This window comes from Plantactinospora sp. B6F1, from assembly GCF_040120695.1.
GTDB lineage: Bacteria > Actinomycetota > Actinomycetes > Mycobacteriales > Micromonosporaceae > Plantactinospora.
This window is the reverse complement of the sequence record NZ_JBEEAC010000018.1, coordinates 107,173-132,026: the sequence shown is the minus strand read 5'-3', so window position 1 is coordinate 132,026 and position 24,854 is coordinate 107,173. Positions and strand designations below refer to the sequence as shown.

Genomic DNA, 24,854 nt, shown 5'->3' with positions numbered 1-24,854 from the left:
GGCTCCACAAGACCCTGGTCGCGTCGGGATTAGGCGGGACCCTGGTCGAGCTGGGGCTCGGCGTGCGGCCGACCCTTCAGCTCGTGGAAGCCGGGTACGCCGGCCACCAGCAGCGTCCCGTCCCAGAGCCGTCCGGCCTGCTCACCGGTGGGAATCCGGGAGATGACCGGGCCGAAGAAGGCGACCCGAGCGCCGTCGGTGCCGGTCGTCGCGATGATCGGGGTGCCGACGTGCGGGCCGACCAGGCCGATCGCCTCGGCGTGCGAGGCGCGCACCGCGTCGTCGTACGCGCTCGACGTGCCGGCGTCGACCAGTTCGCGCGGCAGGCCGGCGGTGGCCAGCGCGGCGTGCAGGTCGCCGAGCCAGTCCTCGCCGCTCCGGGCGGTGGTCCACATCGCCGTGTAGAGCCGGGCCATCGCCTCGGGGCCGTACCGCTGGCGCGCCGCCGCGCAGATCCGGACCGGCACCCAGAGATAGCCCTCGGGGTCACCCTCCGGGTCGTCGTCGCGCCCCTCGTTGAGCACCGACAGGCTCATCAGGTGCCACCGCGGCTCGACGGGCCGGACCTTCGCCACCTCCAACAGCCAGCGCGAGGCCGTCCAGGTGTACGGGCACGAGGGGTCGAACCAGAAATCCGCGACGGTCGTCTCCGGCATCCCGTGTCCCTTCGCTGATCAGCCCTGTGGCCGGCCCGGGCCGGAGACCGCGCGGCCGGGGCATACCCGGGTCGTCCGGATCCTAGCCGCCGCCACCGCCACCGCCGCAGCCTCCCCCGGACCCGCAGCCGCTCTCCCCACCGCCGCTGCCGCTGTCCCCACCGCCGTAGCTGGCATAGCCGGAACCCGGGTGCGCCGGTCGGTGTCCACCGCCCCGCAAACAAGATTGATCCGGATAAGTCGTCGCATCTTGCTCAGATCGATCCGGGCTGATCCGGTGGGGTGTTGACGCAGCCGTAGCGCGCCTGCAACATTACGACGACACCACGCAAATTTCGGGCTGTCGACTGCTAAATAGCCTTCTTCAGTCCGGAATTTCTAGACAGGCGTCCTCTGTGCTCCTTCCCCGGCTGCCCTCGGGGAGCGGCCCTTCGGCGGGGTCCGCGGCGGCGGCGGACAGGCGGACGGACGGCGCCACCGCCCGCCCTCCGACGGCGGGCGGGCAAGCCGGGCCCGCCGCCGACCAGGCCCGGTCGCTCGCAGCACCCAGGTCGGTTCCGACGAGCGCCAAGGAAGCCTGATGAGACAGCCACCACCACGACCCCGCCTGATCGCGGCGACGCTCACCACCGGCCTACTCGCGGCGGCGGGATCGCTGCTACCCACGCCGGCCGCGGCCCGGCCCGACATCGGGGCGCAGCGGGCCGAGACCGCGGTCGCCGCCAGCCTCAGTGCCAGCAGCTCGCATCCGGAGTACCCGGCCGGCAACGCCGGCGACGGCAACCCGGCGACCTACTGGAAGAGCGCCAACAACGCGTTCCCGCAGTGGATCCAGGCCGACCTCGGCGCCGCCTCCGAGGTGAACCGGCTGGTGCTCAAGCTGCCACCCGGCTGGGGTACCCGGACCCAGACCCTCTCCGTGCAGAACAGCACCAACGGCAGCACGTTCAGCACCCTCGTCGCCGCCACCGGCTACTCCTTCGACCCGGCCAGCGGCAACACCGTCACCGTCGACCTGCCGACCACCAACACCCGCTACCTGCGGCTGCACATCACCGCCAACAACGGCTGGCCGGCGGGCCAGCTCTCGGAACTGGAGGTGCACGGCCCGGCCGGCGGCCCGGACAACCAGGTCCCGACCGCGCCGACCAACCTGGCAACCCGTCCCCGCTGACCGTCGCCCCGGTGGCCAGCTCCGACCTGGTGGCGATTCCGACCTGGTCGCCGGGCACCCCGGCGAACGGCCAGCCGGTCACCTTCTCGGTGGCGATCCGCAACCAGGGCACCATCGCCTCGGCCGGCGGCGCGCACGCCATCACGGTGACTCTGTCGAACGCCGGCGGCACGGCAGTACGCACGCTGACCGGCTCGTACACCGGCACCATCGGCGCCGGGGCGAGCACCGGCCCGGTGAACCTCGGCACCTGGACGGCGGTGAACGGCCGGTACACGGTCCGGACCGTGCTGGCGGCGGACGCCAACGAGCTGCCGGTGAAGCAGGGCAACAACACCAGCGAGACTCCGTTCTTCGTCGGGCGGGGCGCCAACCTGCCGTACGAGATGTACGAGGCCGAGGACGGCACGCTCGGCGGCGGCGCGGCGGTCGTCGGGCCGAACCGGACCGTCGGCGACCTCGCCGGTGAGGCCTCCGGCCGTCGCGCGGTGACCCTGAACAACACCGGTGCCTACGTCGAGTGGACCACCAGGGCCCCGACCAACACGCTGGTCACCCGCTTCTCCATCCCGGACTCCTCCGGCGGCGGCGGGATCAACTCGACGCTGAACATCTACGTCAACGGCAGCTTCCACAAAGCCATCGACCTGACCAGCCGGTACGCCTGGCTGTACGGCAACGAGGCGAGCCCCAACAACTCACCCGGCTCGGGCGGGCCCCGGCACATCTACGACGAGGCGAACGTGCTGCTCGACTCGTCGATCCCGGCCGGCAGCCGGATCAGGTTGCAGAAGGACCCGGCCAACAGCACCACGTACGCGATCGACTTCGTCAACACCGAGCAGGTCTCGCCGCGACCGAACCCGGACCCGGCCCGCTACACCACGCCGGCCGGTACCAGCCACTCGGACGTACAGAACGCGTTGGACCGGGTGAGGATGGACACCACCGGCAACCTGATCGGCGTCTACCTGCCCGCCGGCACCTACCACACCTCGAACAAGTTCCAGGTGTACGGCAAGGCGGTCCGGGTGGTCGGCGCCGGCATGTGGTACACCCGGTTCCAGACCCCGCCCGGCCAGGAGAACACGGACGCCGGCTTCCGGGTCGAGGGCACGGCGAACGGCTCGACCTTCGAGCACCTCGCCTTCTTCGGCAACTACACGTCCCGGATCGACGGGCCCGGCAAGGTCTGGGGCGAGTTGCAGAACGTCTCCAACCTGACCTTCGACAACGTCTGGGTCGAGCACACCGTCTGCATGTTCTGGGGCGTGCACGTCAGCAACATCACCATCAGGGACTCGCGGATCCGCAACACCTTCGCCGACGCGGTCAACATGACCAACGGCAGTACGAACAACCTGGTCAGCAACGTCGAGGGGCGCGGCAACGGGGACGACGCGTTCGCGCTCTTCTCCGCCACCGACGCCGGCGGCGGGGCGAACAGCGGCAACGTCTTCGAGAACCTGACGGCGACGTTGACCTGGCGGGCCGCCGGGGTGGCGGTCTACGGCGGCCAGAACAACACCTTCCGCAACATGTACATCGCCGACCAGCTCGTCTACTCCGGGATCACCATCAGCTCGCTCGACTTCGGATATCCGTTCGTCGGGTTCGGGCCCGGGCTCACCCGGGTGGAGAACGCCTCGATAGTCCGGTCCGGCGGCCACTTCTGGGGCGCGCAGACGTTCCCCGGAATATGGGTCTTCTCCGCGTCGAAGGAGATGCGCGGAATCCGGGTCAGTGACGTCGACATCGTGGACCCGACCTACCACGGCATCATGTTCCAGACCAAGTACAACGGCAGCACTCCGGAGAACCCGGTGACCGACACCGTCCTCACCAACATCTCCATCAGCGGCGCCCAGCGCAGCGGCGACGCGTACGACGCGAAGTCCGGGTTCGGCATCTGGGCGAACGAGATGCCGGAGGCCGGTCAGGGTCCGGCGGTCGGCTCTGCGGTCTTCAACAACCTGCGGCTGAGCAACAACCACCAGAACATCCGGAACACCACCTCCACCTTCACCATCACCGTCAACCCGTAGTCGGGGACAGCGACCGTAGTCCCGGACAGCGCGGGGTGTCACCGGAAGCCGGAAGCCGGCCGCTTCCGGTGGCACCCCGCGGGCATCTCCACCGTGACCATCGTCGAAGGCGGCTGCCGAGCCGGCCCCGAAAGCGCCGGACGACGCGTTCGCGTTACCGGGACGCACCGTACCGGTCGCGGAGATATCTCACTCGTTCCGCGGGTGTCACGTCTTGCCTACGGAGTCGACCCGCACCTAGCGTGGGACGGCGATCACGTGGACGGGGGACAACCGGTGCGGATCGGGATACGACGACAACGCACGGTAGGACGAGTCGCTGCGGAAACCGCTCCGGTATCCCGTCATCACGTCCGGACGGCACCCCGGTCGGGCGGGGCCGGAGCGGTCCGAAGTGGGGTTGAGCCGTGCCGGCCGAGCTGACCGCCCTGGTCCGCGCGGCGCAGCGGGGAGACGAGTACGCGTTCCGGATGCTCTATCGGGAACTTCAGCCCGGACTGCTGCGGTACCTCACCGTGCTGGTCGGGCCGGACGCCGAGGACGTGGCCTCGGAGACCTGGTTGCAGATCGCCCGCGACCTGGCGACGTTCACCGGTGGGCCGGGCTTCCGGGCCTGGGCCACCCGGGTCGCCCGCAACCGTGCGCTGGACCACCTCCGCCACCAGCGTCGCCGGCCGACCGTGCCGGTACCGGTCGAGACACTCACCGAGCTGCCCGGTGCCGAGGACACCGCCGCGATCGCCGCCGAATGGCTGGGCACCGACAGCGCCGTCGCGCTGATCGCCACGCTGCCCCGTACCGAGGCCGAGGCGGTACTGCTGCGTACCGTGATCGGCTTGGACGCCGAAAGCACCGCGCGGGTGCTCGGCAAGCGGCCGGGAGCCGTCCGCACCGCCGCCCACCGGGGGTTGCGCCGGCTGGCGCGGGTCCTGGCCGAGAGCGGCCCGGATGGTGCGCTGCGGTCGGCCGACGGCGGACCGGCGGCGAAGCAGGTCGCCGACGTACGGTCCGGCGAGGATGTCGAGGCTGGACAGGGATGGCGCTGAGAGAGATGAGATCGGCTTTCCGCCGACGCGGTCGGCCCGACCCGAAGGCGGCAGAGCGCCCGCCCCGCCCGGAGGCGGCAGAGCGGCTGCTCGACGCGGTGGCGGCAGAGCGGCTGCTGGATGCTGTCGCGGCAGGTGTCGTCCCCGAGTCCCGGCCGGCGCCCGGGGACGTCCCGGATCCACTCGCCCGGCTGCTCGCCGTCGCGGCGGCGCCCACCCGACCGGGAGAACTCGGCGGCGAGGACGCCGCGGTGGCGGCATTCCGGGCGGTCCGCGACGCCCAGGCCATGGCCGATCCGACCACGACGTCCCGGACGACCGGTACCCGCGATGTCGTGCCCGGTACGCCCGCCCGACCGCCCGCCCGGCCGCGCCGGCTGACAGCCGGTGCCTTCGGCTGGATCACCGTGGTCGTCGCCACGCTCACCGCGGGCGTGGCGCTGGCGGCGGAGATCCCCGCGCTGCGTCCCGCCGGGCCACCACCCCGGGCGCCGAGTGCCGAGGCCGACCCGACGGTGGTAGGGACGCCCGCGCCGCCCACCAGCACACCGGCGCGGCCGCAGGCCCTGCCCGGCACCGAGCCGCCGCCGACCGAGCCGGGCCGGCCCCGCCGGACTCCCCCGCCGCAGGCGCTCGTGGCGCAGTGTCGCTCCCTGCTGACCACGGGTAACTCTGGTTCCGGCCCGGCCGCCGGCCCTCGGCCGTCGGCCGCCCTGATCCGGGCGGCCGGCGGCCGGGACAAGGTCGTCGACTACTGCCGACGCCTGCTGGCCAACGCCACGGAGCCGGGCAACGACGAGCCGCGCCGGCCGCCGGGCAAGGGCGCCACGCCCGATCCGCCCGGTAAGCCGCCCGGCCGGGAAGCCGCCGGCAATCCTTCCCGTTGATCCTGCCTCGCCCGAGCCATCCCGGGACAGCCCGCGAACCGACGACCGCTGCGGACCAGCAACCCCCACAGGCCAGCAGCCACCGCTGACTGGCCACCGCCGGACCCCGGCTACCGCCGGCCGGCGTCCGGGCCGGCGTCCGGGCCGGCGTCCGGGCCGGCGTCCGGATCGCGCTCGACCCAGTCGGGCAACGCCTCCCGGGCGGCCAACCAGGTCGCCGGCACGCCGACCGCGTCGGGCCGGTCGCCGATCCCGGTGTACGCGGCCAGCACGCCGCCGACGATCGCCCCGGTGGTGTCGACGTCCCCGCCGGCGGCCACACAGGCGGTGATCGCCGCCGGAAAGTCGCCGAGATGGGTCGCGGCGACCCAGAGCGCGAACGGGACGGTGTCCTGGGCGGTCACCCGTGAACCGTTACCCAACTCGTACGCCGCCTCCTCCACGGTCACCGCCGTTCCGCTGAGCAGTCGACGGGCCCGCGCGACGCCCTCGGCGCAACTGCCGTCGATCAGGTACGGCTCCAGCCGGTCGAGGAACTCGGACGCGGACGGGCGTACCCCGGTGAGCCGGGCCTGCCCGGCGTGCGCGGCAGCGACCGCGACCAGTACCGCCCCGGCGATCCCCTCGGGGTGGGCGTGGGTCACCTCGGCGGATCGGATCGCCTGCTCCGCAGCCCGGCGCGGCCGGTCGGCATGGTAGGCACCGACCGGAGCGACCCGCATCGCGGCGCCGTTACCGCAGGAGCCCTCTCCGCCGAACGCGTCACGGGCCGCCGCCCGCCACGGCACCCCGTCCCGGATCCGGTGCAGGATCACCACCGCGCCCGCCCCGTAGCCCCGGTACGGCTCGCAGCGCTCCGCGAACGCGGCGGCGAGCCGGTCCTGCTCGATCTCGCCATGCGCGCGCAGCTCGGCAACCACCGAGCAGGCCATCTCGGTGTCGTCGGTCCACTCCCAGGGGCCGGCCGGCGGTCGACCCGCCGCCAGGTCGGCCGGCGACCGGCCAACCATGAAGAACTGCGCGCCGAGCGCGTCACCGACGGACAACCCGTGCAGGCTGTCGTAACAGATGTCGAGCCGGGCCGGCCCGTGCGGAACGAAGGACATCGCCCCGATCATCCCGCAATCCGGTCCGGCCCGCCCACTCTGTCACCCGAAGCCAGGCCGGCAGGCGTCCTCGACGCGCCCGGCAAGGTGTCCGAACGCGTCGGTCACCGGACCGGCAGCCACGGGTGAACCGGACCGGCAGCCACGGACCGACCGGCAGCCACGGGTGAACCGGACCGGCGGCCACGGACCGACCGGCGGCCACGGTCGGGCGCCGTCAGCGTTGACAGGCCCTCAGCGGGGTGCTGGTCCGGGCGGCCCGGGTCGAGCCGTCCCTGAACTTCGCCGTCGCGGTGATCGCGATGGTGCCGCCGGCCGAGTTGCGCGGCTCGGCCCGGAACGGCCCCAGGCTGGCCAGCCAGGTCCCCCGGTCGTTGCCGATCGTCCGGGCGGCTCCGCTGCCGTTGAACGGCACCACCGTGTCGACCCGGTAGCGGAACGACACCGACGAGACGTCCCGGGCCGCACCCACCCGCACCTGCACCAGCCCGAAACTGGGATTGCCGCAGCCCTCCTGGTGCAGACCGGTGACGTTCTGCGACCGGCCGAACCCGCCGGTCACCCTGACGGTCACCGTCGTCTGCTCGCCGATGGTGCGGGCTCGGCGGGGCGGCACCGTGCCGGCCGGCGGCCGGGTGGTGCGAGCCACCGTGGGCCTCGGCGCGGGGGTCGGGGTCGGGCTCGCGCCGGTCGTGGTGGGCGCGGCAGACGGGGACCCGGCGGCCGTCAGGCCCTCCGACCACTGCGGACGCTTAGGCCCTTCGCCCCCGCAGGCCGCAGCGAGAGACAGCACGGACGTGCAGGCCGCGGCGAGCACGAAACCTGCTCGGGTACGCCGAAAGTGCAGGACAGTCACCTTGATCCCGTCGGTCGTGTTGGCCCCATTTCACGGCATCAGCCGGCCCTGACCGTAGTCCTATCCGTCGATGTCGCCAAATCCACTCCGGAAAGCGGGACAAGTCAGCACTTCAGCCACCTTGCGTCGGCCGGCCCCGCCGGTGCTAAGGCCGCCACAGCACCAGCTCGGTCTCCCTGACCCGCTCGGAGAAGCGCCCGGCCGGCGACGCCGTACGCAGCAGCCGTCGCAGGTCCCGTTCGAACTCGGGTCGGCGGCCGGCGAAGAGGTGTGGTGCGGCGGAGGAGAGCGAGAAGACCGCCGCCACCACCTCGTCCTCGGTACGTTCCCGCACGGTGCCGCCGCCGACCGCCAACCGGCGCGGGCCCCGGTAGCCGGCGGCGCGCATCACCTCCTCCTCCCCGCCCGCCGTGCCGCCGGGCAGCACGCCCCGACCGGCCCGGCGCACCGGACCGAGGTAGCGGGCGACCAGCGCGTCGATCTCGTCGTGCGGCGGGCGGGGAAACGGAAGCGGGTCGGCGCCGTCCACCCCCCGGTGGGTGGTGGCGGCCACATGCACCCAGACACCGTCGCTGCCGAGCATCGGGCGTACCGCGTGGGCCACCCGGGGGCGGTCGACCCAGTGGAACGACTGCGCGAACGTGACGACCCGGAACGCGCCGAGCCCGGCGGGCAGTTCCTCAGCCCGCAACCGCTGCCAGCGCACGTTGTCGACCCCGGTCTCGCGGGCCGCCCGCTCGGCCCGCCGCACCATGTCCCGGTCCGCGTCGATCCCGACCGCCGTCGAGAAGAGCCGTGCCAGCAGCAGGGTCAGCGAGCCGGGTCCGCAGCCCACGTCGAGCAGCCGGCCGCTGCCGTCGAGCTGAAGTTCGGCGGCCAGGGCGTCGGCGAGCGCCGCCGGGTACGGCATCCGGCCGACCGCGTAGTAGTCCGCGCTCCCGGCGTAGAGCGTCTCGTCCCACTGGAATCCGGGTGGCCCTGCCGACACGGCACCACCCTATGCCCCGGCCGGACCTGCGGGCGTCGAGGACCGAGTCGATCCAGCGGCAGGTCGGACCGGTGGGCGCACAGGCTTCGTGCACGTTCGTGGCGCGGTGGTGCTGCTCAGCCGCCTTCTCCGTCGGCGTCGGCAGCCGGTGCTGCTGGCCGGCGGGCGAACGGCGGTGCGTGCTCGGGGCGTACGCCGACGCCGATCAGGTAGGCCGGGCCGAGGGACACGAACGGGAACCGCCGGAGCAGGGCCAGCACCGGCCAGGGCGGCCCGGCCCGGCGCTCCGACAGGATCGGGGAGACCAGATTCCGGTGCATGAGCTGTTGCAACCACTGCACCAGGATGGTCGGCAGCAGCCGCCGGGACCGGACGGCTGCCAGGTCGGCCTCGGTCACCGCGCCGCGCTGGAGCGGCTCGGCGAGCAGCGTGGCGGCGGCGACCGCATCCTGCACGGCGAGGTTGATCCCGACCCCGCCGACCGGTGACATCGCGTGCGCCGCGTCACCCAGGCACAGCAGCCCGGGCACGTGCCAGCGGTCGAGCCGGTTCAGCCGTACGTCGAGGTGCTTGACGTCGTCCATCGAGGCGATCGCGTCGACCCGGTCGGCGAAGTTGGGAGCCAGTTCCGCGATGTCGCGGCGGAACTGTTCGACTCCCCTGGCCCGCAGTCGCGCATCGCTGCCCTTGGCCCCGATGTAGGCGATCTGGAGGTAGCCCTCCCGGGGGATGACCACGGCGAACCGGCCCGGAGCGACCCTGGGGGTGAGCCCGGCCGGGTCGTCGTGCGGGTCGCGGGGCAACCGGAACCACCAGGCGTCGATCGGTACCGGAAACTCCCGGACCGGCAGGTCGGCCTGCGCCCGGGCCAGTGACCACCGGCCGTCGCAGGCGACGGTCAGGTCGGCGCGCAGCTCACCGGCCTCGCCCTGCGGCCCCCGGTAGCGCACGCCCCGGACCCGGCCGTCCTCGCGGATCAACTCGGTCACCTCGGTGCGCATCCGGAGCGTGAACGAGGGCTCGGCGGCCCCCGCCTCGGCGAGCAGATTGAGCAGGTCCCACTGCGGCACCATCGCGATGTACCGATACCGGCTCCTCAGCCGACGGAAGTCGGCGATGACGACCTGCTGTCCCGGCGCCACCGGAAAGGCGACCTCGTCCAGCCGGCTCTGCGGCAGGGCGGCGAACCGCTCGCCGAGGCCCAGTTCGTCGAGGAGTTGCAGGGTCGACGGGTGCACGGTGTCGCCCCGGAAGTCGCGCAGGAAGTCACCATGCTTTTCCAGCACGGTGACGTCGACGCCGGCCCGGGCCAGCAGCAGGCCGAGCACCATTCCGGCCGGTCCGCCGCCGACGACGACGCAGGTCGTACCCTTCTCCACCGCGATCACCTTATTCAACAGCTGGTGAATTATTCCGCCACGCTACTCCCGGGGCAGTGAAGATCGCAACTGTCCCGGCGCGAATCCCGGCGCGGTCACGGCGGCGACGGAAAATCTCCGGGCCGCGCCGCCGGCCGTTGACGGGGCGGATACGTCACGCTACGTTCGTTCTAAGAACAGACGTACGCCCAACGAACGAGTGACCGGCCGCCGGGCCGGGCGCCCGGACCGGCGGCGCGCCCGTCTGCCGCCACCGCTCGGCAGGGCGACGACGCGCGATCAGGAGACTGGAGACGGATGGCCGAGATCGTCTCGTTGGCCGAAGGTGTGGCCGAACTGGTCAACGACGGTGACACGGTGGCGCTGGAGGGATTCACCCATCTGATTCCGTTCGCCGCCGGCCACGAGATCGTCCGGCAGCGGCGGCGCGACCTGGAACTGGTCCGGATGACCCCGGACGTCATCTACGACCAGCTCATCGGGATGGGCTGCGCCCGACGGCTGGTCTTCTCCTGGGGCGGCAACCCGGGCGTCGGCTCGTTGCACCGGTTCCGGGACGCGGTCGAGCACGGCTGGCCCGCCCCGCTGGAAATCGAGGAGCACAGCCACGCCGGGATGGCGAACCGCTACGTGGCCGGAGCGTCCGGGCTGCCGTTCGCGGTGCTGAGCGGCTACACCGGCACCGACCTGGCCCGGCACACCGCCACCATCAAGCCCGTCACCTGCCCGTTCACCGGCGATGTGCTCACCGCCGTGCCGGCGTTGAACCCCGACGTCACGATCGTGCACGCCCAGCGGGCCGACCGGGCCGGCAACGTACAGATGTGGGGCATCACCGGAGTGCAGAAGGAGGCGGTGCTCGCCGCCAGGCGGTCCCTGGTCACCGTCGAGGAGATCGTCGACTCGCTGGCACCGGTGCCCACCCAGGTGGTCCTGCCGACCTGGGCGGTCAACGCGGTCGCGCTCGCGCCCGGTGGCTCGCATCCGTCCTACACCCAGGGTTACTCGGTCCGGGACAACACCTTCTACCAGTCGTGGGACGCGATCAGCCGCGACCGGGACACGTTCACCGGCTGGATGCGGCAGCACGTCCTCGGCGCCCGGAGGGACACGTGAGCAATTGGACCGCCGACGAGATGATGACCATCGCCGCCGCCCGGCAACTGCGGGACGGCACCTCGTGTTTCGTCGGCATCGGCCTGCCGAGTACCGCCGCCAACCTCGCCCGTGCCACCCACGCCCCCGGGCTGGTGCTCATCTACGAGTCCGGATGCCTCGGCGCCAAGCCCGACCGGCTGCCACTGTCGATCGGCGACGGCATCCTCGCCGACACCGCCGACGCGGTGGTCAGCGTCCCGGAGGTCTTCAACTACTGGCTCCAGCCGGGCAGGATCGACATCGGATTCCTCGGCGGCGCCCAGCTCGACCGGTACGGCAACATCAACACCACCGCCATCGGCGGCGACTACCGCGACCCGAAGGTGCGGCTGCCCGGGGCCGGTGGCGCGCCCGAGATCGCCGCCTCCTGCCGCGAGGTCGTCGTCATCATGCGGCAGAGTCGGCGTACGTTCGTCGAGCGGGTCGACTTCGTCACCTCGTTCGGCTACGGCACCGGTGCCGGTGACCGGGAGCGGCTCGGGTTGCGCGGGGCCGGGCCGCAGGTGGTGATCACGGACCTCGGTATCCTCCAGCCCGATCCGTCCACCCGGGAACTGGTGCTGACCCGACTGCATCCGGGCGCCACCGTGGAACAGGCCCGCGCGGCGACCGGATGGCGGTTGCGGGTCGCCGACGACCTGCGTACCACCGAGCAGCCGGGCGACTCTGAACTGTCGGTGCTCCGTGCCCTCAAGGCCGCGAGCGCTGACGACGGCTCCGCATCCACGGCCTGAACCGCTGCGCGGTGCCCGTAACGCGCGCGGCGGTCGGCCGGGAGGCGGACCCCGACCCGTTCCCCGGCCGACCGCGCCCGCGCAGCAGCGGCGGCAGCCTGATAGAAAACTTCGATGAGCCGAAGCATCGCGACCAACACCCGTGTCGACCGCGCCGAACTGCTCGCCTTCCTCCGGCCCCGACACCGCGCCATCCTGATGACGACCCGCCCGGACGGTCGACCCCAGTCCTCGCCGGTGACCTGTGGGGTCGACGCCGAGGGCCGGATCGTGGTCTCGACCTATCCCGAGCGGGCGAAGGCGACCAACGCCCGCCGGGATCCCCGGGTCTCCGCCTGTGTCCTCTCCGACGAGTGGAACGGACCGTGGGTCCAGGTCGACGGCACGGCCGAGGTGCTCGACCTGCCGGAGGCGCTGGAGCCGCTGGTCGAGTACTTCCGGTGCATCTCCGGCGAACACCCGGACTGGGACGAGTACCGCGAGGCCATGCGGCGGCAGGACAAGTCGCTGATCCGGGTCACCATCGACAGTTGGGGCCCGGTCGCCACCGGCGGCTTCCCGGCCCGCCTCGCCGACTGATCCACCGGACCCGGGCCTGTCGGGAGCGTCATCGGCCGCCCACCTCGACGATGGTCCCCGAGCACCGGGGTGCATATCCGGGGCGGCGGGACAGCGGGCCGTCCCGGCAGGGTGGCAATCAGCCCAGGTAGAGGCAGAACGGGTGACCGGCCGGGTCGAGGTGGACGAGGACGTCCTGCTGCGGCTGGAAGTCGGCGCGGGTGGCGCCACACGCCACCGCGTGCGCGGCGGCGCTCGCCAGGTCGTCGACCTGGATCTCCAGGTGCATCATCATCTGCTGGTCGTCGGCGCCCGCCGGCCAGCTTGGCCTGCGGTAGGGCGACTCGGTCTGGAAGGCCAGCCTGACTCCTCCGGCCGGATCGCGCATCAGCACCCAGTCCGGCTCCTCCTCGATGATCTCGAACCCGAGGAGGCGCTGGTAGAAACGGGCGAGAGCCACCGGGTCCGGTGCGCTCAGGTTGACGGTGGTCAGGGTCAGACCGGTGCCGTCGCGCATGATTCGGAACCTCCGAACGCTGGTCAGAGCCTTGGAGTCGGACAGGGTCCGGGCGCCGGCCATCACCACGGCCGGAGTTCGCAGATCCTACCGGCGACCACCGACAACACCGAGACGACCACCGACAACACCGAGACGACCCCCGGCGACACCGAGACGACCCCCGATGACACCGAGGCGGGCCGGGCCGGCGCCTAGGGGCCGAAGGCGGTGAGGAACCGGTCCCGGAAGTCGCTCATCGGCCAGACCGGAGCGTCCGGACCGGGCTTCAGGCCCTCCTGCCAGTTCCAGCCGGAGATCCGGTCCAGCACGGCGGGGTCCTTGGCCACGATGGTGATCGGTACGTCGTGACTGGCGTTCTCCCCGGTCACCATCGGTGCCGGCTGGTGGTCGCCGAGGTAGACGAAGACGATCTCGTCGTCGCCGTACCGCTCCAGATAGGAGACGATGGTGTTCAGCGAGTACTCGACGGCGCGGCCGTACTGCGTCCGCACCTTGCCGGTGTCCCGCCACACGTCCTCCGGCGACTCGCCCGCCTCCGCCATCGGGCCGAAGATCGATCCGTCGCCGAGCTCGTCCCAGCCGATGAGCTCCGGGAGCGGCGCCCAGGGTGCGTGGCTGGACACCAGCGGGATCGTCGCCATCACCGGCGGGTGGTCCGGGTCGGCATGCTCGCGCTGCTCGAAGACCGACAGCGTGTACTGGTCCGGCATCTGCGCCCAGCTGAACTGCGGGCCACGGTAGCCGAGTTCCTTCGAGGCGTGCACCTCGTCGTAGCCGAAGAACTTCCCCTCCGGCCATGCCTGGGTGATGCCCGGCATCACCCCGACCGTCCGCCATTCGGCGCGCTGGAAGGCCCGGTTCAGGGTCATCCGGTCGCTGGCGACGAGGTGGGTGTAGCGCTGCTGGTTGTTGATCCAGAGTCCGGAGAGCAGCGTGCCGTGGGCCAGCCAGCTCCCGCCGCCGTAGGTCGGCGAGGTCAGCCAGCCGCTGCGCGCCGCATAGCCGGCGGCGCGCAGCCGGGTGTAGCCCGTGTCGAGGGTGGCACCGACCCCCGGGGCGAGGGCCGGGTCCTCGATCGCCGACCGGCCGTAGCTCTCGACGAAGGCGAGGACCACGTCCTTGCCCCGCAACGCGGTCAACAGCTGGTCACCGGGAGTGTCGCCGAACGCGTCGACCCGGGCCTCGGCCGCGAACACCTTTTGGTCGCGCAGGGCCGCGCGCACCTGGAGGGCCCGGTCGTAGCTGAGCGTACTGATCGGCACATCCGGGATGATCTGCACGCCGAGTACGGCACCGACGACACAGGTGGCGCCGAGGGCCGACACGATGTGCGTCGCCGCCCTGCGGTTCCGGACCACCAACCGGGTCAGCCGGAGCACCGCCCAGGTCATCAGGACGAGCAGGCCGACCGCGAGCAGTCCGGCGGCGACCACCGCGACGACGGCACCGAACTGGCCGTACGACTCCGCCACGTAGTCCGTTCCGGCCTCGAACGAGATCCAGTCGAAGACCGGGTTGAACGGCCGGGCCAGCACGGCGAAGAAGCCCAGGTCGATGACCTTCACGATGGCCAGCAACCCGAGGGCCACCCCGACGGGTACCGCCACCATCCGGCGTCCCCGGGCCGGCAGGAGCAGCACCAGCGAGACCACCAGCAGGGCTTCCAGCGGCAGCCGCAGGAACGCGGCCGGGGTGAAGAGGGTGAGCTGGTTCGGCGCGAGCATGGCGAAGACGACCAGCAGCAGGGCCAGGCCGCTGGCCAGCCCGGCCGCCACGGTTCGCGCCCGGCCGCCCGGCCGGGCGGGAGCGGCGCTCGCGTCGTCACGGGCGCCCGGCGCGGCGGTACCGTCGCCGGCCACGCCGGTCCCACCGTCATCGGCCCCGGCGACGCCGGACGCCTGATCGGCGCGGACGTCGGCCGGCGCGTCGGACGCGGGTCTGGCCCGGTCGGCCGGTTCGGGCCGCGCAGGGCCGTCGTCCGTGGTCGGGACGCCCGGCGGCTCCGGCACGGCATCGGTCGGGGTTCGACGACGGGGCGTGAAAGCCGACAATCCAAGGGCCCTTTCCCGTGAAGCCTGGTGACGCCCGCTCGCCACTGTGGTGACCGACCCGCACGGTCGCGCGCGGGCGGTCGTCGCCAACCCCGTACGGCCGGCCGGCGAGGGTCGAGGCGGTGACCGGCTCTCCGTGCCCCGTCGCGATCCGGGCGCCACGTTAACATCCCGGACCGGCCTCGGCCGCCGGCCGAGGGGGCGATGAACCCCGATCCGGATCGGCGGCGTCACCCGACGGCGAGTTCCTCGCTGTACGTGGCGATCGGGCTGCCGTCCGCGCGGTATGCGGTCAGCCGGCCGTGCGAGAGGTTGGCCGAACGGAACGAGAAGAGCCACTGCCCCGGATAGACCTTCAGCAGCGGAATCGTCCGGGCGGCGCCCCCGGGCGCGGACTGGTATGCCAGCCGGGCCACGGTGGCGTCGACGACCCCGTTGACGCGTACCTTGGTCTTCTCGGCGGCGACCTCGAAGGTGATCGGCGCGCCCGCGCCGAATGCCGCACACTCGGCCGCGCTGCGGCAGACGAAAAAGTAGCGCGGGTTGTGCACGTCCGACATCGAGTACGCCTTGAACGTCGGGTCCGCCCCCGCCGGCAGCGGCTGTACGGCGAAGAAGGCGACCACGGCCACGGCGGCGGTGCCCACCCGCAACCAGCCCCGGGCGGTGGAGGTACGCCGACCGGCGGCGACCGCCGCGACCGTGGCCCCGCCGAACCCGGCCAGGCACAGCGCGATGGTGGCGAGGGAACGGGAGTTCTCGAAGAGGAACTGGAGTCCCGGGGTCATCGAGACCGAACTGAGCAGCGCGCCCAGCGACAGCACCATCGCGGCCAGCACCGCGACGCCAGCCACCCGGCGCGCCACTCCGTACGCTCCGACCAGGAACATCGCGGCCAGTACCGGCCAGATCTGGTGGTGGGTCCAGGAGACCGGCGAGGCCGCCACGGTGGCGCAGCCGATCAGCACGGCGGCGGGTGCCGGCTGCCCGGAGAGCTGGAGCTGCCGTGCCCGCAACAGCGCCACGCCGCAGACGACCAGCACCAGGCCGGCCCAGAGCAGCGGGAAGGTGTCGCCGTCCGCACCGACCCGCAGCAGCATGCCGTGCAGCGACTGGTTGCCGAGGGAGGCGAGGTTGCCGACCCGGGAGGTGTCGAGGAAGGTGCCGGTCCAGAAGGCCCAGCTGTCGGCCGGCAGCACGACCGCGCCGACCAGGGCGGCGGCCAGGAAGGCGCCGACCGACCGACCGGCGTCGCGCCAGCGGCGGGAGACGAGGAAGAAGACCACGAACAGCAGCGGGGTCAGCTTGACGGCGGCGGCGATCCCGACCAGGACGCCCCGGTACCGGGCCGGGGTCAGGCCCATCCCGTCGACCAGGGCCAACAGCACGATGAAGATGCTGACCTGGCCGAACCGCAGGTTGCTCTGCGCCGGCGCGGAGAGCATCAGCGCGCAGGCGATGGCGGCGACCACCAGCGGCCGCCGGTGCCGCGCCGGGGTGACGGCGCCGCCCACCGCGACGGCGATGGCGGCGACCGCCGCGCAGGTCAGCGCCAGCCAGCAGAGTTGGAGTACGCCCTCGGGCAGCAGGCCGATCGGCGAGAGGACCAGTGCGGCGAAGGGCGGGTACGTGAACGGTCCGCCGTTCTCGGCGACGAATTCGTAGAGCGGCTGGCCGGCGTGCAGGTGCCGGATGGCGCCGTAGTAGATGTGCAGGTCCGACAGGCGCTCCCAGGGCGGCCGGCGGAGCACGAGCATCGACGAGACCGCGGCGATGGCGGCGAAGACTCCCCAGAGCGCGATCGTCCCCCTGCGACTGCCCATCGGGCGAGTCTAGACAGCCGGGCTCCGGCGGGAGATCGACCGACACCGTACGGAGTCCTTGTCGTGACCGAGGCGATCCCTCGCCACCCGCGTCCGAACTGCGGGTTTTGTCGGTGCCGCTCGGCATACTGGCCGGCGGAGATCAACGGCGTACGTCCGATCGGAGAAGTGATCACTGCGTCCGGGCCGCGGAGGTCTGAGCGGATGGTCACCGTCATCGTGCCCGCCGCGCTGCGCGGCGAGACGGCCGGTGCCAGTCGGCTCGACGTCGCCGCGGCGGGCACCCTCCGAGCCGTCTTCGACGAGGTGGCCGCCGAGTGGCCCCGGTTGATCCGGCGGATTCGGGACGAGCAGGGACAGCTACGCCGATACGTCAACGTGTACGTCGACGGCAAGGACCGCCCGCTCCGGTACCGGCGGCCTCGACACGCCGGTACCGGAGCGGGCGGAAATCCGGGTCATCCCCTCCGTCGCCGGAGGCTGACCAGCCGCCCCGCCGTTCCCGCTCGGTCGACCCGGTTGGCCGGCCGGCCCGGCGTTGTCCGCGACTCGGGGTGCGAAGGGTCGCGCGGACGCCTACCGTGGGGGTTGGTCAACATTTCCGTGCTGTTGGCCAGCGGTCGGTCGTGCTCGGCCGGGGGCGGGCGTGGGATGGGACGACGGCCCGAGGGTCCCGTCGACCGGTTGTGCGATCCACTGTTTCGTGGGGCCCCGCACGTGTCGCTCGACGGTTTCGCTGTGGAGGCTGCCCATGTCCGACTGGCGTTCGCGCGCCCTCCGTCCGGCGAAGCGGGCCCTGCGCCGCTCCCAGGACCGGTACCCGCAGTCGCCGCCGGAGTTGTCGATGGACCCGAGGGCGGCCGAGGAGCCCAGCGTGCCGCCTCCGGCGGAGGAGAGTGTGGTGACCTCCGCGATCTACCGGGACGGTCACCGGGTCGACGGCTCGCCGAACCTCGCCGAGACCTGTCAGCGGCTGCGGGAGCACCCCGGCACGATGGCGTGGATCGGCCTGTACCGGCCGACCGAGGGGCAACTGCTCACCGTCGCCGAGGAGTTCGGGCTGCATGAGCTGGCCGTCGAGGACGCCATCGTCGCGCACCAACGGCCGAAGCTCGAACGGTACGGCGACACGCTCTTCGTGGTGCTCCGGGCCGCCCGTTACCTGGACGATGTCGAGGAGGTCGACTTCGGCGAGGTACACGTCTTCGTCGGGGCCAACTTCGTGCTGACCGTACGGCACGGGCAGGCGCCCGACCTGAATGCCGTACGTCGCCGGATGGAGAACGACCCCGACCTGCTGCGGCGCGGCCCGGAGGCGGTGCTGTACGCGATCCTGGACAGCGTGGTCGACGGGTACGCCCCGGTCGTCGGCGGGCTGCAGAACGACATCGACGAGATCGAGACCGAGGTCTTCCGCGGTGATCCCCGGGTGAGCCGGCGGATCTACGAACTCTCCCGTGAGGTGATCGAGTTCCAGCGGGCCACCCGGCCGCTGCTGGACATCCTCCAGGGGCTCACCGCCGGGTTCGAGAAGTACGGCACCGACGAGGAACTGCGGCGCTATCTCGGCGACGTGGCCGACCACGCCACCACCGCCTCGGAGCGGGTCAACGAGTTCCGCCAGATCCTGGCGGACATCCTCACCCTGAACGCCACCCTGGTGTCACAGGCGCAGAACGAGGAGGTCAAGAACCTGACCGTGGCCAGCTACACGCAGAACGAGGAGATCAAGAAGATCTCCGCCTGGGCGGCGATCCTGTTCGCGCCGACCCTGATCGGCACGGTGTACGGGATGAACTTCGACTACATGCCCGAGCTGCACTGGGTCCTCGGCTATCCCTTCGCGCTCTTCCTGATGCTGGTGGTCTGCACCACCCTCTTCGTGATCTTCAAACGCCGCGACTGGCTGTGATCGCCGGTGATCGGCGCGGCAGTCGCAGGCGCGCCGTGAATCCTGTGCGGTGCATGCCGCCCGCCACATCCGTGAGCTAACCTCTAGGACGATGCCGCGCCGAAGCGGACATCCCGGACGAGGACGTGTCGTACCCGGCCTGCAAAGACGACCGATGTGGAAGGCGGTCGATCGTCGTGGCGTGGTTGGTCCTCATTCTCTCCGGACTCCTGGAGTCGGTCTGGGCGCTCGCGCTGAGCCGCTCCGCGGGCTTCACCCGGGTCGGCCCGTCCGTGGTCTTCACCGTCGCCCTGGTGCTCAGCATGGCGGGCCTCGCCTACGCGCTGCGGAGCATCCCGGTCGGTACCGGCTATGCGGTGTGGGTCGGCATCGGGGTTGCCGGCACCGCGCTGGCCGGCATCCTCCTGTTCGGCGAGTCGGCCAGCGTGCCGCGGATGCTGTCGCTGGTGCTGCTGCTGGCCGGGGTGGTCGGCCTCAAGGTGTTCCACTGAACCTTTTTCAACCTCCCCTTGCGGTCCGACGGACTGCAAGGTCGGACGCGGTGCATGAGCGCCGCGCGGTTCAGGTTGAAAAAGGTTCACTGACCGACCGGCCCCGGCGCGGACCTCGGTGTGCCGGTGGTCAGTCGCCCCAGACCTCCTGCGCGGTCTCCACGATCAGCCGCAGCTTCGCCATCTGCTCCTCCCGGGTCAGCGCGTTGCCCTCCACGGTCGAGGAGAAGCCGCACTGCGGCGAGAGGCAGAGCTGTTCCAACGGTACGTAGCGGGCCGCCTCGTCGATCCGGCGCTTGAGCGTGTCCTTGCTCTCCAGCTCACCCCGCTTGGTGGTGACCAGTCCGAGCACCACCCTCTTGCCCGGCGGGACGAACCGCAGCGGCGCGAAGTCGCCGGAGCGCTCGTCGTCGTACTCCAGGAAGAACCCGTCGACGTCGAGCTGGCCGAAGAGCGCCTCGGCGACGAAGTCGTAGCCACCCTCGGCTGCCCAGGAGGACCGGAAGTTGCCCCGGCACATGTGGGTGGTCACCGCCAGATTCGCCGGCCGGCCGGCCAGTGCGGCGTTGATCTGCCGGATGTAACGCTCGTGCTGGTGCTCCGGGTCGCCGCCCTGGGCGGCCACCATCTCCCGCTGCCGGGGATCGTTCAGGTACGCCAGGCTGGTGTCGTCGAACTGGAGGTAGCCGCAGCCGAGGTCGGCGAGCCGGCGCACCTGCTCGGCGTAGGCGGCGCTGAGGTCGGTCCAGAACTGGTCCAGCTCGGGGTAGACGGCGGTGTCGATGGCGGCCCGGCCGCCCCGGTAGTGCACCATGCTGGGCGACGGGATGGTCAGCTTCGGCGTGCCCGTCGTGACCTGTTGCTTCAGGAAGGTGAACGCGTCACCGAAGATGGTGTCGGTCAGCTTCACCCGGTCGTGCACCCGCAGCGCCGCCGACTGGAACTCCAGCTTGCCGGAGGCGTTGAAGAACTGCACGGTCAGCTTCTCGTCGGCCGGGTCGATCCCGCCGAGCTGGTAGATGAAGTCCATGTGCCAGGAGGTACGCCGGAACTCGCCGTCGGTGACGGTTCGCAGTCCGATGCTCTCCTGCAGGCGTACCACCTCGCGGATCGCGTCGTCCTCGACGGCGCGCAGTTCCTCGGCGGAGATCCGCCCGGCGGCCCGGTCCGCCCGGGCGGTCAGCAGCCGCGCGGGGCGCAGCAGGCTGCCGACGTGGTCGGCGCGGAACGGCGGACGGGATGGTGTGTCCATGGTGGTCCCCTCTGTTCCTGGTACGGGCGCTCGGTCGGCACGCGCCGCCGTCGGTACCGCCACGGCGCGGTCCCGGCCAACGATAGTCCGCCGGCCCGGCCCGATGATCTAGGAACGACACCGCCGCCCGGGCTGACCGTCCATTGACGGAAATCGGTCTCAGGAGGCCGGATCGGGGCCGGTCTGCGCCCAGATGGCGCTCATCTCCGTCATCGCCTGCTCCATGATCTGCACCATGGCGGTCTTGGCCCGCTCGCCGTCGCGCCGCTGGATCGCCTGGGCGACGTCGGCGTGCAGTTGCAGCGCCTCCTCGTGCGGATAGTGCGGCATCAGGTCGTAGTGGTGCCGGCCGGCCAGCACCTCGGCGACCAACTCGTGCAGCTTGACGAACATCTCGTTGCCGGAGTCGACCAGCACCTGCCGGTGGAACTCGATGTCGAGCCGGAGGAACTCCGGCTCGTCGCCGGCCTTGCCCGCGGCCCACATCTTCGCGGCGAGGCCGACCAGCTCGCTGGCCTCCTGCGGGGTTGCCCGCAGCGCGGCGAGCGAGGCGGCCTGCGGCTCGACGGCGGTACGCAGTTCGGTGATGGAGCGGAGCTGGGCGATCCGGCCGGCCGAGGCGAGTCGCCAGCGGATCACCTGGGGGTCGAAGACGTTCCAGTCGCCCGCTGCCCGGATCAGGGTGCCGACCCGCCGACGGGACTCGACGAGTCCCATCGATGCCAGCACCCGCAGCACCTCGCGGACCACCGACCGGGAGACGGCGTACTGCTCGACAAGATCGTCGATGTAGAGCACGGAGCCGGGCGCGAGCTGGCCGGCGCAGACGGCCGTGCCCAGTTGATCGAGCAGCTGGGCGTGCAGCCCGGACTCGCCGGCGTCGAGCCGGACAGACGTGACCTCGGGTGACGGCATGGCCATAAATAAAGCCTATCAGTGAGTAGCCTGGTATTGCTTAAGTCAGGTTTATCGGCCTAGCATCCGGCATTAGGCGGACGTAGGAGTCCGCGGGCGGCGCCCCAACGGCGGGTCGTCGCGAGGGAAGGGGAGATGGACGTGTTACGTCGCTCAGTGATCGGAACATCTCTGGCCGTGGTGGCTGCCCTCGGCCTGTCCGCCTGCGGAGGCGGCGGCGATGACAGCGGGTCGGACACCCTGCGGGTGACCCTGGTGAACCACGTCTGGACAGACAACATAAAGCAGGTCCTGTCGGAGTTCGAGCAGCAGAGCGGCCTGAAGGTCGAGGTCACCCAGCTCGGCGAGGACCAGCTCTCCGACCAGTACAACGTCAAGCTGAACGCTGGCTCCAGCGACATCGACGTGATGATGTACCGGCCCCTCCAGGAGGGGAAGCTCTTCGCGAAGAACGGCTACCTGACCGATCTCACCGACAAGGCCAAGGAGGACTCGGCGTTCGACATGGCCGACTTCCAGGCGCCGCCGGTGCAGGCCACCACCTACGAGGAGAAGCTGGTCGGCATCCCGATCATCACCGAACAGGAGGTCCTCTACTACCGCAAGGACCTGCTGGAGAAGTCGGGCTTCAGCGCACCGCCGAAGACCCTGGACGAGCTGAAGACGATGGCTGCCAAGCTCGAGGCCGACAACCCGGGCACCGCCGGCTTCGTGGCCCGGACCGGCAAGGCCGCCGCGGTCACCCAGTTCTCCAGCTTCCTGTACAGCTTCGGCGGCGACTTCGTCGACGGCAGCGGCAAGGCCAGCGTCAACACCGAGCAGGCCCGGCAGGCGTACGAGTACTACGGCGGACTGCTGCGCGAGCACGGACCGGCGAACATCAGCACCGACATGAGCTGGTCCGAGGCGATGGCGATCTTCACCCAGGGCAAGGCGGCCTTCTACACCGAGGCCAACTCGCTCTACAAGAACGCCACCGACCCGGCCAAGTCCAAGGTCTCCGACACCGTCGGGTTCGCGCCGTTCCCGGCCGGCCCGGCCGGCTCCAAGCCGTACAACATCCCGTCCTGGGCGCTCGGCATCAACGAGGGCTCGAAGAACCAGAGCAACGCCTGGAAGTTCATCCAGTGGGCGGCCGGCAAGGACCAGACGCTGGCGCAGCAGAAGGGTGGCGTGCCGGGGGCCCGTACCTCGGTCTGGGCCAACCCGGAGGGTGTCGCGACCTACCCGACGGACCTCGCGGAGGCCATCAAGGTCAGCACCGAGAACGGCGTCGGCCACGACCGGCCGCTGGTCGTGAAGGTCGCCGAGGCCCGGGAGCTCGTCGGTCAGCCGATCGTCGACGCGATCACCGGCAAGGACGTGGCCGGCTCGGCCGCGGCGGCGAACGAGGCGTTCCAGAAGCTCCTCGACGACGAGAAGTAGGCCATCGCGCGGGGTGACGGAGCGATCCGTCACCCCGCGCGGCGGATCCGCCGACCGGAAAGACCACCCCATGGCATCTCTGGCATCCCCCCAGCCGTCCGGCGAACTGACCGGCTGGACCCGCTGGGCGAACAACCACCGCAAGTGGCTCTTCGCCGCACCGGCCATGACGTTCGTCGGTGCGCTGATCATCTTTCCGCTGGCCTGGACGATCTACCTCAGCCTCACCGACGCCGAGGGATCGGTACGGGCCGAGTCCGAGTTCATCGGCTTCGCGAACTACCTCGAGGTGCTCTCCGACACCAGCCGGTTCTGGCCCGCCGTGCTGCGTACGGTCGGCTTCACCGGGGTCGCGCTGCTCTTCGAGGTCGTCCTCGGCATGGCGATCGCGCTGCTGCTGTGGCGGCCGTTCCGCGGGGAACGCTGGGTCCGGGTGGCGATCCTGCTGCCGCTGGTCGCCACCCCGGTCGCCGTCGGCATGATGTGGCGGCTCATCTTCGACCCGAACATCGGAATGGCCAACCAGATCCTCAGCTGGGTCGGGATCGGACCGCAGCCCTGGCTGGCCGGTCAGCACAGCGCGCTGCCGACGACCATCTTCATCGACGTCTGGCAGTGGACCCCGATGGTGACGCTGATCCTGCTGGCCGGGCTCACCTCGCTGTCGAACGAGCCGGACGAGGCGGCCCGGGTCGACGGGGCGAGCGCCTGGCAGCGGTTCCGGCACGTCACCCTGCCGCTGCTGATGCCGACGGTGATCGTGGCGATCCTGTTGCGCGGCATCGACGCCCTGAAGACCTTCGACATCCTGTACGCGACCAAGGGGCGCGGCGGCGGCTCGTTCCACGAGGTCGAGACGCTGAACGTCTACGCGTACGGGCTGAGCTTCGACTACAACGAGTACGGCGTCTCGTCGACCGTGCTCATCATCTTCTTCCTGATCATCATCGGTTCGATGTGGGCGTTGACGTCCCGCCGCAAGAAGGGCGCACAGTGATGGCCCGCCGCAAGCGTCGCACCCCGTACCAGGTCTTCCGGGCGGTGGCCCTGGCCGTGGTGGTGGTCTCGCTGATCGCCCCGCTGCTCTGGATGGTCGCCGCCTCGTTCAAGACCAACGTCGACATCTACGACTCCGGCAGGGCGTTCGTGTTCACGCCGGTGCTGGAGAACTACTCCAAGGTCCTCGACCAGGCGAACTACCTCCAGTTCGTCGGCAACAGCCTCTGGGTGGCGTTCGCGGCCACCGTACTGTCGCTGATCCTGGGCGTGCCGGCCGCGTACTCGATGAGCCGGTTCAACATGCGCAAGTCGGCGCTGGTGGTGCTGATGGCCCGGGTCATCCCCGGCGTCTCGCTGCTGGTGCCCTGGTACTACGTCTTCTCCAACCTGCGGCTGGTCGGCGGTTTCACCGTGCTGATCCTCAGCCACATGTTCGTGTCGCTGCCGCTGGTGGTCTACATCCTGATGGGCTTCTTCGACAGCCTGCCGCTGGAGTTGGAGGAGTCGGCGCAGGTGGACGGGCTCACCCCGATCGGTGCTTTCCGGCGGATCACCCTGCCGCTCTCCGCGCCGGGCATCGCGACCGCCGGCATCCTGTCGTTCATCTTCTCCTGGAACAACTTCATGTTCGCCCTGGTGCTCTCCGGCGCCGACACCAAGACCCTGCCGGTGGCGATCTTCGACTTCGTCGGCTACGCCAGCATCGACTGGGGTGGCCTGATGGCCGCGTCCACCGTGGTCACCCTGCCGATCATGCTGATCGCCCTGTTCGTGCAGAAGTACGTCGTCTCCGGCCTCACCGCCGGCGCGACCAAGGGCTGAGGACGGACGGCGTGCCGGAGATGCCGAGGACGGAGACCGTGACAGAGATGCTGAGGC

General features: G+C 71.2%; 22 protein-coding genes. 12 read left to right on the top strand and 10 right to left on the bottom strand.

Annotated elements, in window-relative coordinates:
• Positions 1-29: 29 nt before the first annotated feature.
• The gene (locus ABNF97_RS22365) at positions 30-656 is read right to left on the bottom strand and encodes a mycothiol-dependent nitroreductase Rv2466c family protein (RefSeq protein ID WP_130463871.1); all 627 of its coding nucleotides are present in this window, start codon (positions 654-656) and stop codon (positions 30-32) included.
• A 580-nt stretch (positions 657-1,236) separates the two neighbouring features.
• Here ABNF97_RS22365 and ABNF97_RS34265 point away from each other — a divergent pair.
• The 4 genes from ABNF97_RS34265 to ABNF97_RS22350 all read left to right on the top strand — a co-directional run bounded on the left by ABNF97_RS34265 (position 1,237) and on the right by ABNF97_RS22350 (position 5,808).
• Positions 1,237-1,830, top strand: coding sequence for a discoidin domain-containing protein (locus tag ABNF97_RS34265; RefSeq protein ID WP_502930538.1), 594 nt, complete (start codon positions 1,237-1,239; stop codon positions 1,828-1,830).
• Positions 1,831-1,841: 11 nt separating this feature from the next.
• Positions 1,842-3,875 (top strand): hypothetical protein, encoded by a 2,034-nt coding sequence (locus ABNF97_RS22360; protein ID WP_502930537.1) that lies wholly within the window; start codon positions 1,842-1,844, stop codon positions 3,873-3,875.
• 407 nt (positions 3,876-4,282) lie between these two features.
• The gene (locus ABNF97_RS22355; RefSeq protein ID WP_349339676.1) at positions 4,283-4,921 is read left to right on the top strand and encodes an RNA polymerase sigma factor; all 639 of its coding nucleotides are present in this window, start codon (positions 4,283-4,285) and stop codon (positions 4,919-4,921) included.
• 5 nt (positions 4,922-4,926) lie between these two features.
• Positions 4,927-5,808, top strand: coding sequence for a hypothetical protein (locus tag ABNF97_RS22350; RefSeq protein WP_349339675.1), 882 nt, complete (start codon positions 4,927-4,929; stop codon positions 5,806-5,808).
• 110 nt (positions 5,809-5,918) lie between these two features.
• Here the strand turns inward: ABNF97_RS22350 and ABNF97_RS22345 are convergent, their stop codons facing one another.
• The 4 genes from ABNF97_RS22345 to ABNF97_RS22330 all read right to left on the bottom strand — a co-directional run bounded on the left by ABNF97_RS22345 (position 5,919) and on the right by ABNF97_RS22330 (position 10,137).
• Positions 5,919-6,914 (bottom strand): ADP-ribosylglycohydrolase family protein, encoded by a 996-nt coding sequence (locus ABNF97_RS22345; protein WP_349339674.1) that lies wholly within the window; start codon positions 6,912-6,914, stop codon positions 5,919-5,921.
• Positions 6,915-7,131: 217 nt separating this feature from the next.
• On the bottom strand, positions 7,132-7,563 hold the full coding sequence (locus ABNF97_RS22340) for a hypothetical protein (protein ID WP_130463875.1): 432 nt from the start codon (positions 7,561-7,563) through the stop codon (positions 7,132-7,134).
• A gap of 352 nt (positions 7,564-7,915) precedes the next feature.
• Complete coding sequence (locus tag ABNF97_RS22335) at positions 7,916-8,758, bottom strand: class I SAM-dependent methyltransferase (protein WP_349339673.1); 843 nt, start codon at positions 8,756-8,758, stop codon at positions 7,916-7,918.
• A 116-nt stretch (positions 8,759-8,874) separates the two neighbouring features.
• A complete protein-coding gene (locus ABNF97_RS22330; protein ID WP_349339672.1) occupies positions 8,875-10,137 on the bottom strand; it encodes an FAD-dependent oxidoreductase in 1,263 nt (420 codons plus the stop codon).
• Between the two features lie 297 nt (positions 10,138-10,434).
• Between ABNF97_RS22330 and ABNF97_RS22325 the strand changes: the two genes are divergently transcribed.
• The 3 genes from ABNF97_RS22325 to ABNF97_RS22315 all read left to right on the top strand — a co-directional run bounded on the left by ABNF97_RS22325 (position 10,435) and on the right by ABNF97_RS22315 (position 12,608).
• Positions 10,435-11,253, top strand: a complete 819-nt coding sequence (locus ABNF97_RS22325; RefSeq protein ID WP_130463877.1) for a CoA-transferase — start codon at positions 10,435-10,437, stop codon at positions 11,251-11,253.
• Positions 11,250-12,029, top strand: a complete 780-nt coding sequence (locus ABNF97_RS22320) for a CoA-transferase subunit beta (protein WP_130463878.1) — start codon at positions 11,250-11,252, stop codon at positions 12,027-12,029. Before ABNF97_RS22325 ends, ABNF97_RS22320 begins: the two co-directional genes overlap by 4 nt.
• 114 nt (positions 12,030-12,143) lie before the next feature.
• Positions 12,144-12,608, top strand: coding sequence for a TIGR03618 family F420-dependent PPOX class oxidoreductase (locus tag ABNF97_RS22315; protein WP_130463879.1), 465 nt, complete (start codon positions 12,144-12,146; stop codon positions 12,606-12,608).
• Between the two features lie 118 nt (positions 12,609-12,726).
• Here ABNF97_RS22315 and ABNF97_RS22310 read toward each other — a convergent pair whose 3' ends face one another.
• From ABNF97_RS22310 to ABNF97_RS22300, 3 genes are all read right to left on the bottom strand, one after another.
• Positions 12,727-13,104, bottom strand: coding sequence for a VOC family protein (locus tag ABNF97_RS22310; RefSeq protein WP_130463880.1), 378 nt, complete (start codon positions 13,102-13,104; stop codon positions 12,727-12,729).
• Between the two features lie 194 nt (positions 13,105-13,298).
• The gene (locus ABNF97_RS22305; RefSeq protein ID WP_349339671.1) at positions 13,299-14,966 is read right to left on the bottom strand and encodes an alkaline phosphatase family protein; all 1,668 of its coding nucleotides are present in this window, start codon (positions 14,964-14,966) and stop codon (positions 13,299-13,301) included.
• 422 nt (positions 14,967-15,388) lie between these two features.
• Positions 15,389-16,981, bottom strand: a complete 1,593-nt coding sequence (locus ABNF97_RS22300; RefSeq protein WP_130463883.1) for a glycosyltransferase 87 family protein — start codon at positions 16,979-16,981, stop codon at positions 15,389-15,391.
• 751 nt (positions 16,982-17,732) lie between these two features.
• Between ABNF97_RS22300 and ABNF97_RS22295 the strand changes: the two genes are divergently transcribed.
• Positions 17,733-18,893, top strand: coding sequence for a CorA family divalent cation transporter (locus ABNF97_RS22295; RefSeq protein ID WP_130463884.1), 1,161 nt, complete (start codon positions 17,733-17,735; stop codon positions 18,891-18,893).
• Between the two features lie 176 nt (positions 18,894-19,069).
• Positions 19,070-19,384, top strand: a complete 315-nt coding sequence (locus ABNF97_RS22290) for an SMR family transporter (protein WP_130463885.1) — start codon at positions 19,070-19,072, stop codon at positions 19,382-19,384.
• 130 nt (positions 19,385-19,514) lie between these two features.
• On the opposite strand, the gene ABNF97_RS22285 is transcribed toward ABNF97_RS22290, so the two are convergent.
• Together ABNF97_RS22285 and ABNF97_RS22280 are read right to left on the bottom strand one after the other, a co-directional pair.
• The gene (locus tag ABNF97_RS22285) at positions 19,515-20,636 is read right to left on the bottom strand and encodes a 5-methyltetrahydropteroyltriglutamate--homocysteine S-methyltransferase (protein ID WP_349339670.1); all 1,122 of its coding nucleotides are present in this window, start codon (positions 20,634-20,636) and stop codon (positions 19,515-19,517) included.
• A gap of 159 nt (positions 20,637-20,795) precedes the next feature.
• Positions 20,796-21,557: a FadR/GntR family transcriptional regulator gene (locus ABNF97_RS22280; protein WP_349339669.1), complete on the bottom strand. Its 762-nt coding sequence runs from the start codon at positions 21,555-21,557 to the stop codon at positions 20,796-20,798.
• Positions 21,558-21,707: 150 nt separating this feature from the next.
• On the opposite strand from ABNF97_RS22280, the gene ABNF97_RS22275 reads away from it, so the two are divergent.
• The 3 genes from ABNF97_RS22275 (at position 21,708) to ABNF97_RS22265 (ending at position 24,797) form a co-directional block, all read left to right on the top strand.
• Positions 21,708-22,976 (top strand): ABC transporter substrate-binding protein, encoded by a 1,269-nt coding sequence (locus ABNF97_RS22275; protein ID WP_349339668.1) that lies wholly within the window; start codon positions 21,708-21,710, stop codon positions 22,974-22,976.
• A gap of 70 nt (positions 22,977-23,046) precedes the next feature.
• Complete coding sequence (locus tag ABNF97_RS22270; RefSeq protein ID WP_349339667.1) at positions 23,047-23,973, top strand: carbohydrate ABC transporter permease; 927 nt, start codon at positions 23,047-23,049, stop codon at positions 23,971-23,973.
• Positions 23,973-24,797 (top strand): ABC transporter permease subunit, encoded by an 825-nt coding sequence (locus ABNF97_RS22265; protein WP_130463888.1) that lies wholly within the window; start codon positions 23,973-23,975, stop codon positions 24,795-24,797. Before ABNF97_RS22270 ends, ABNF97_RS22265 begins: the two co-directional genes overlap by 1 nt.
• Positions 24,798-24,854 lie beyond the last annotated feature (57 nt).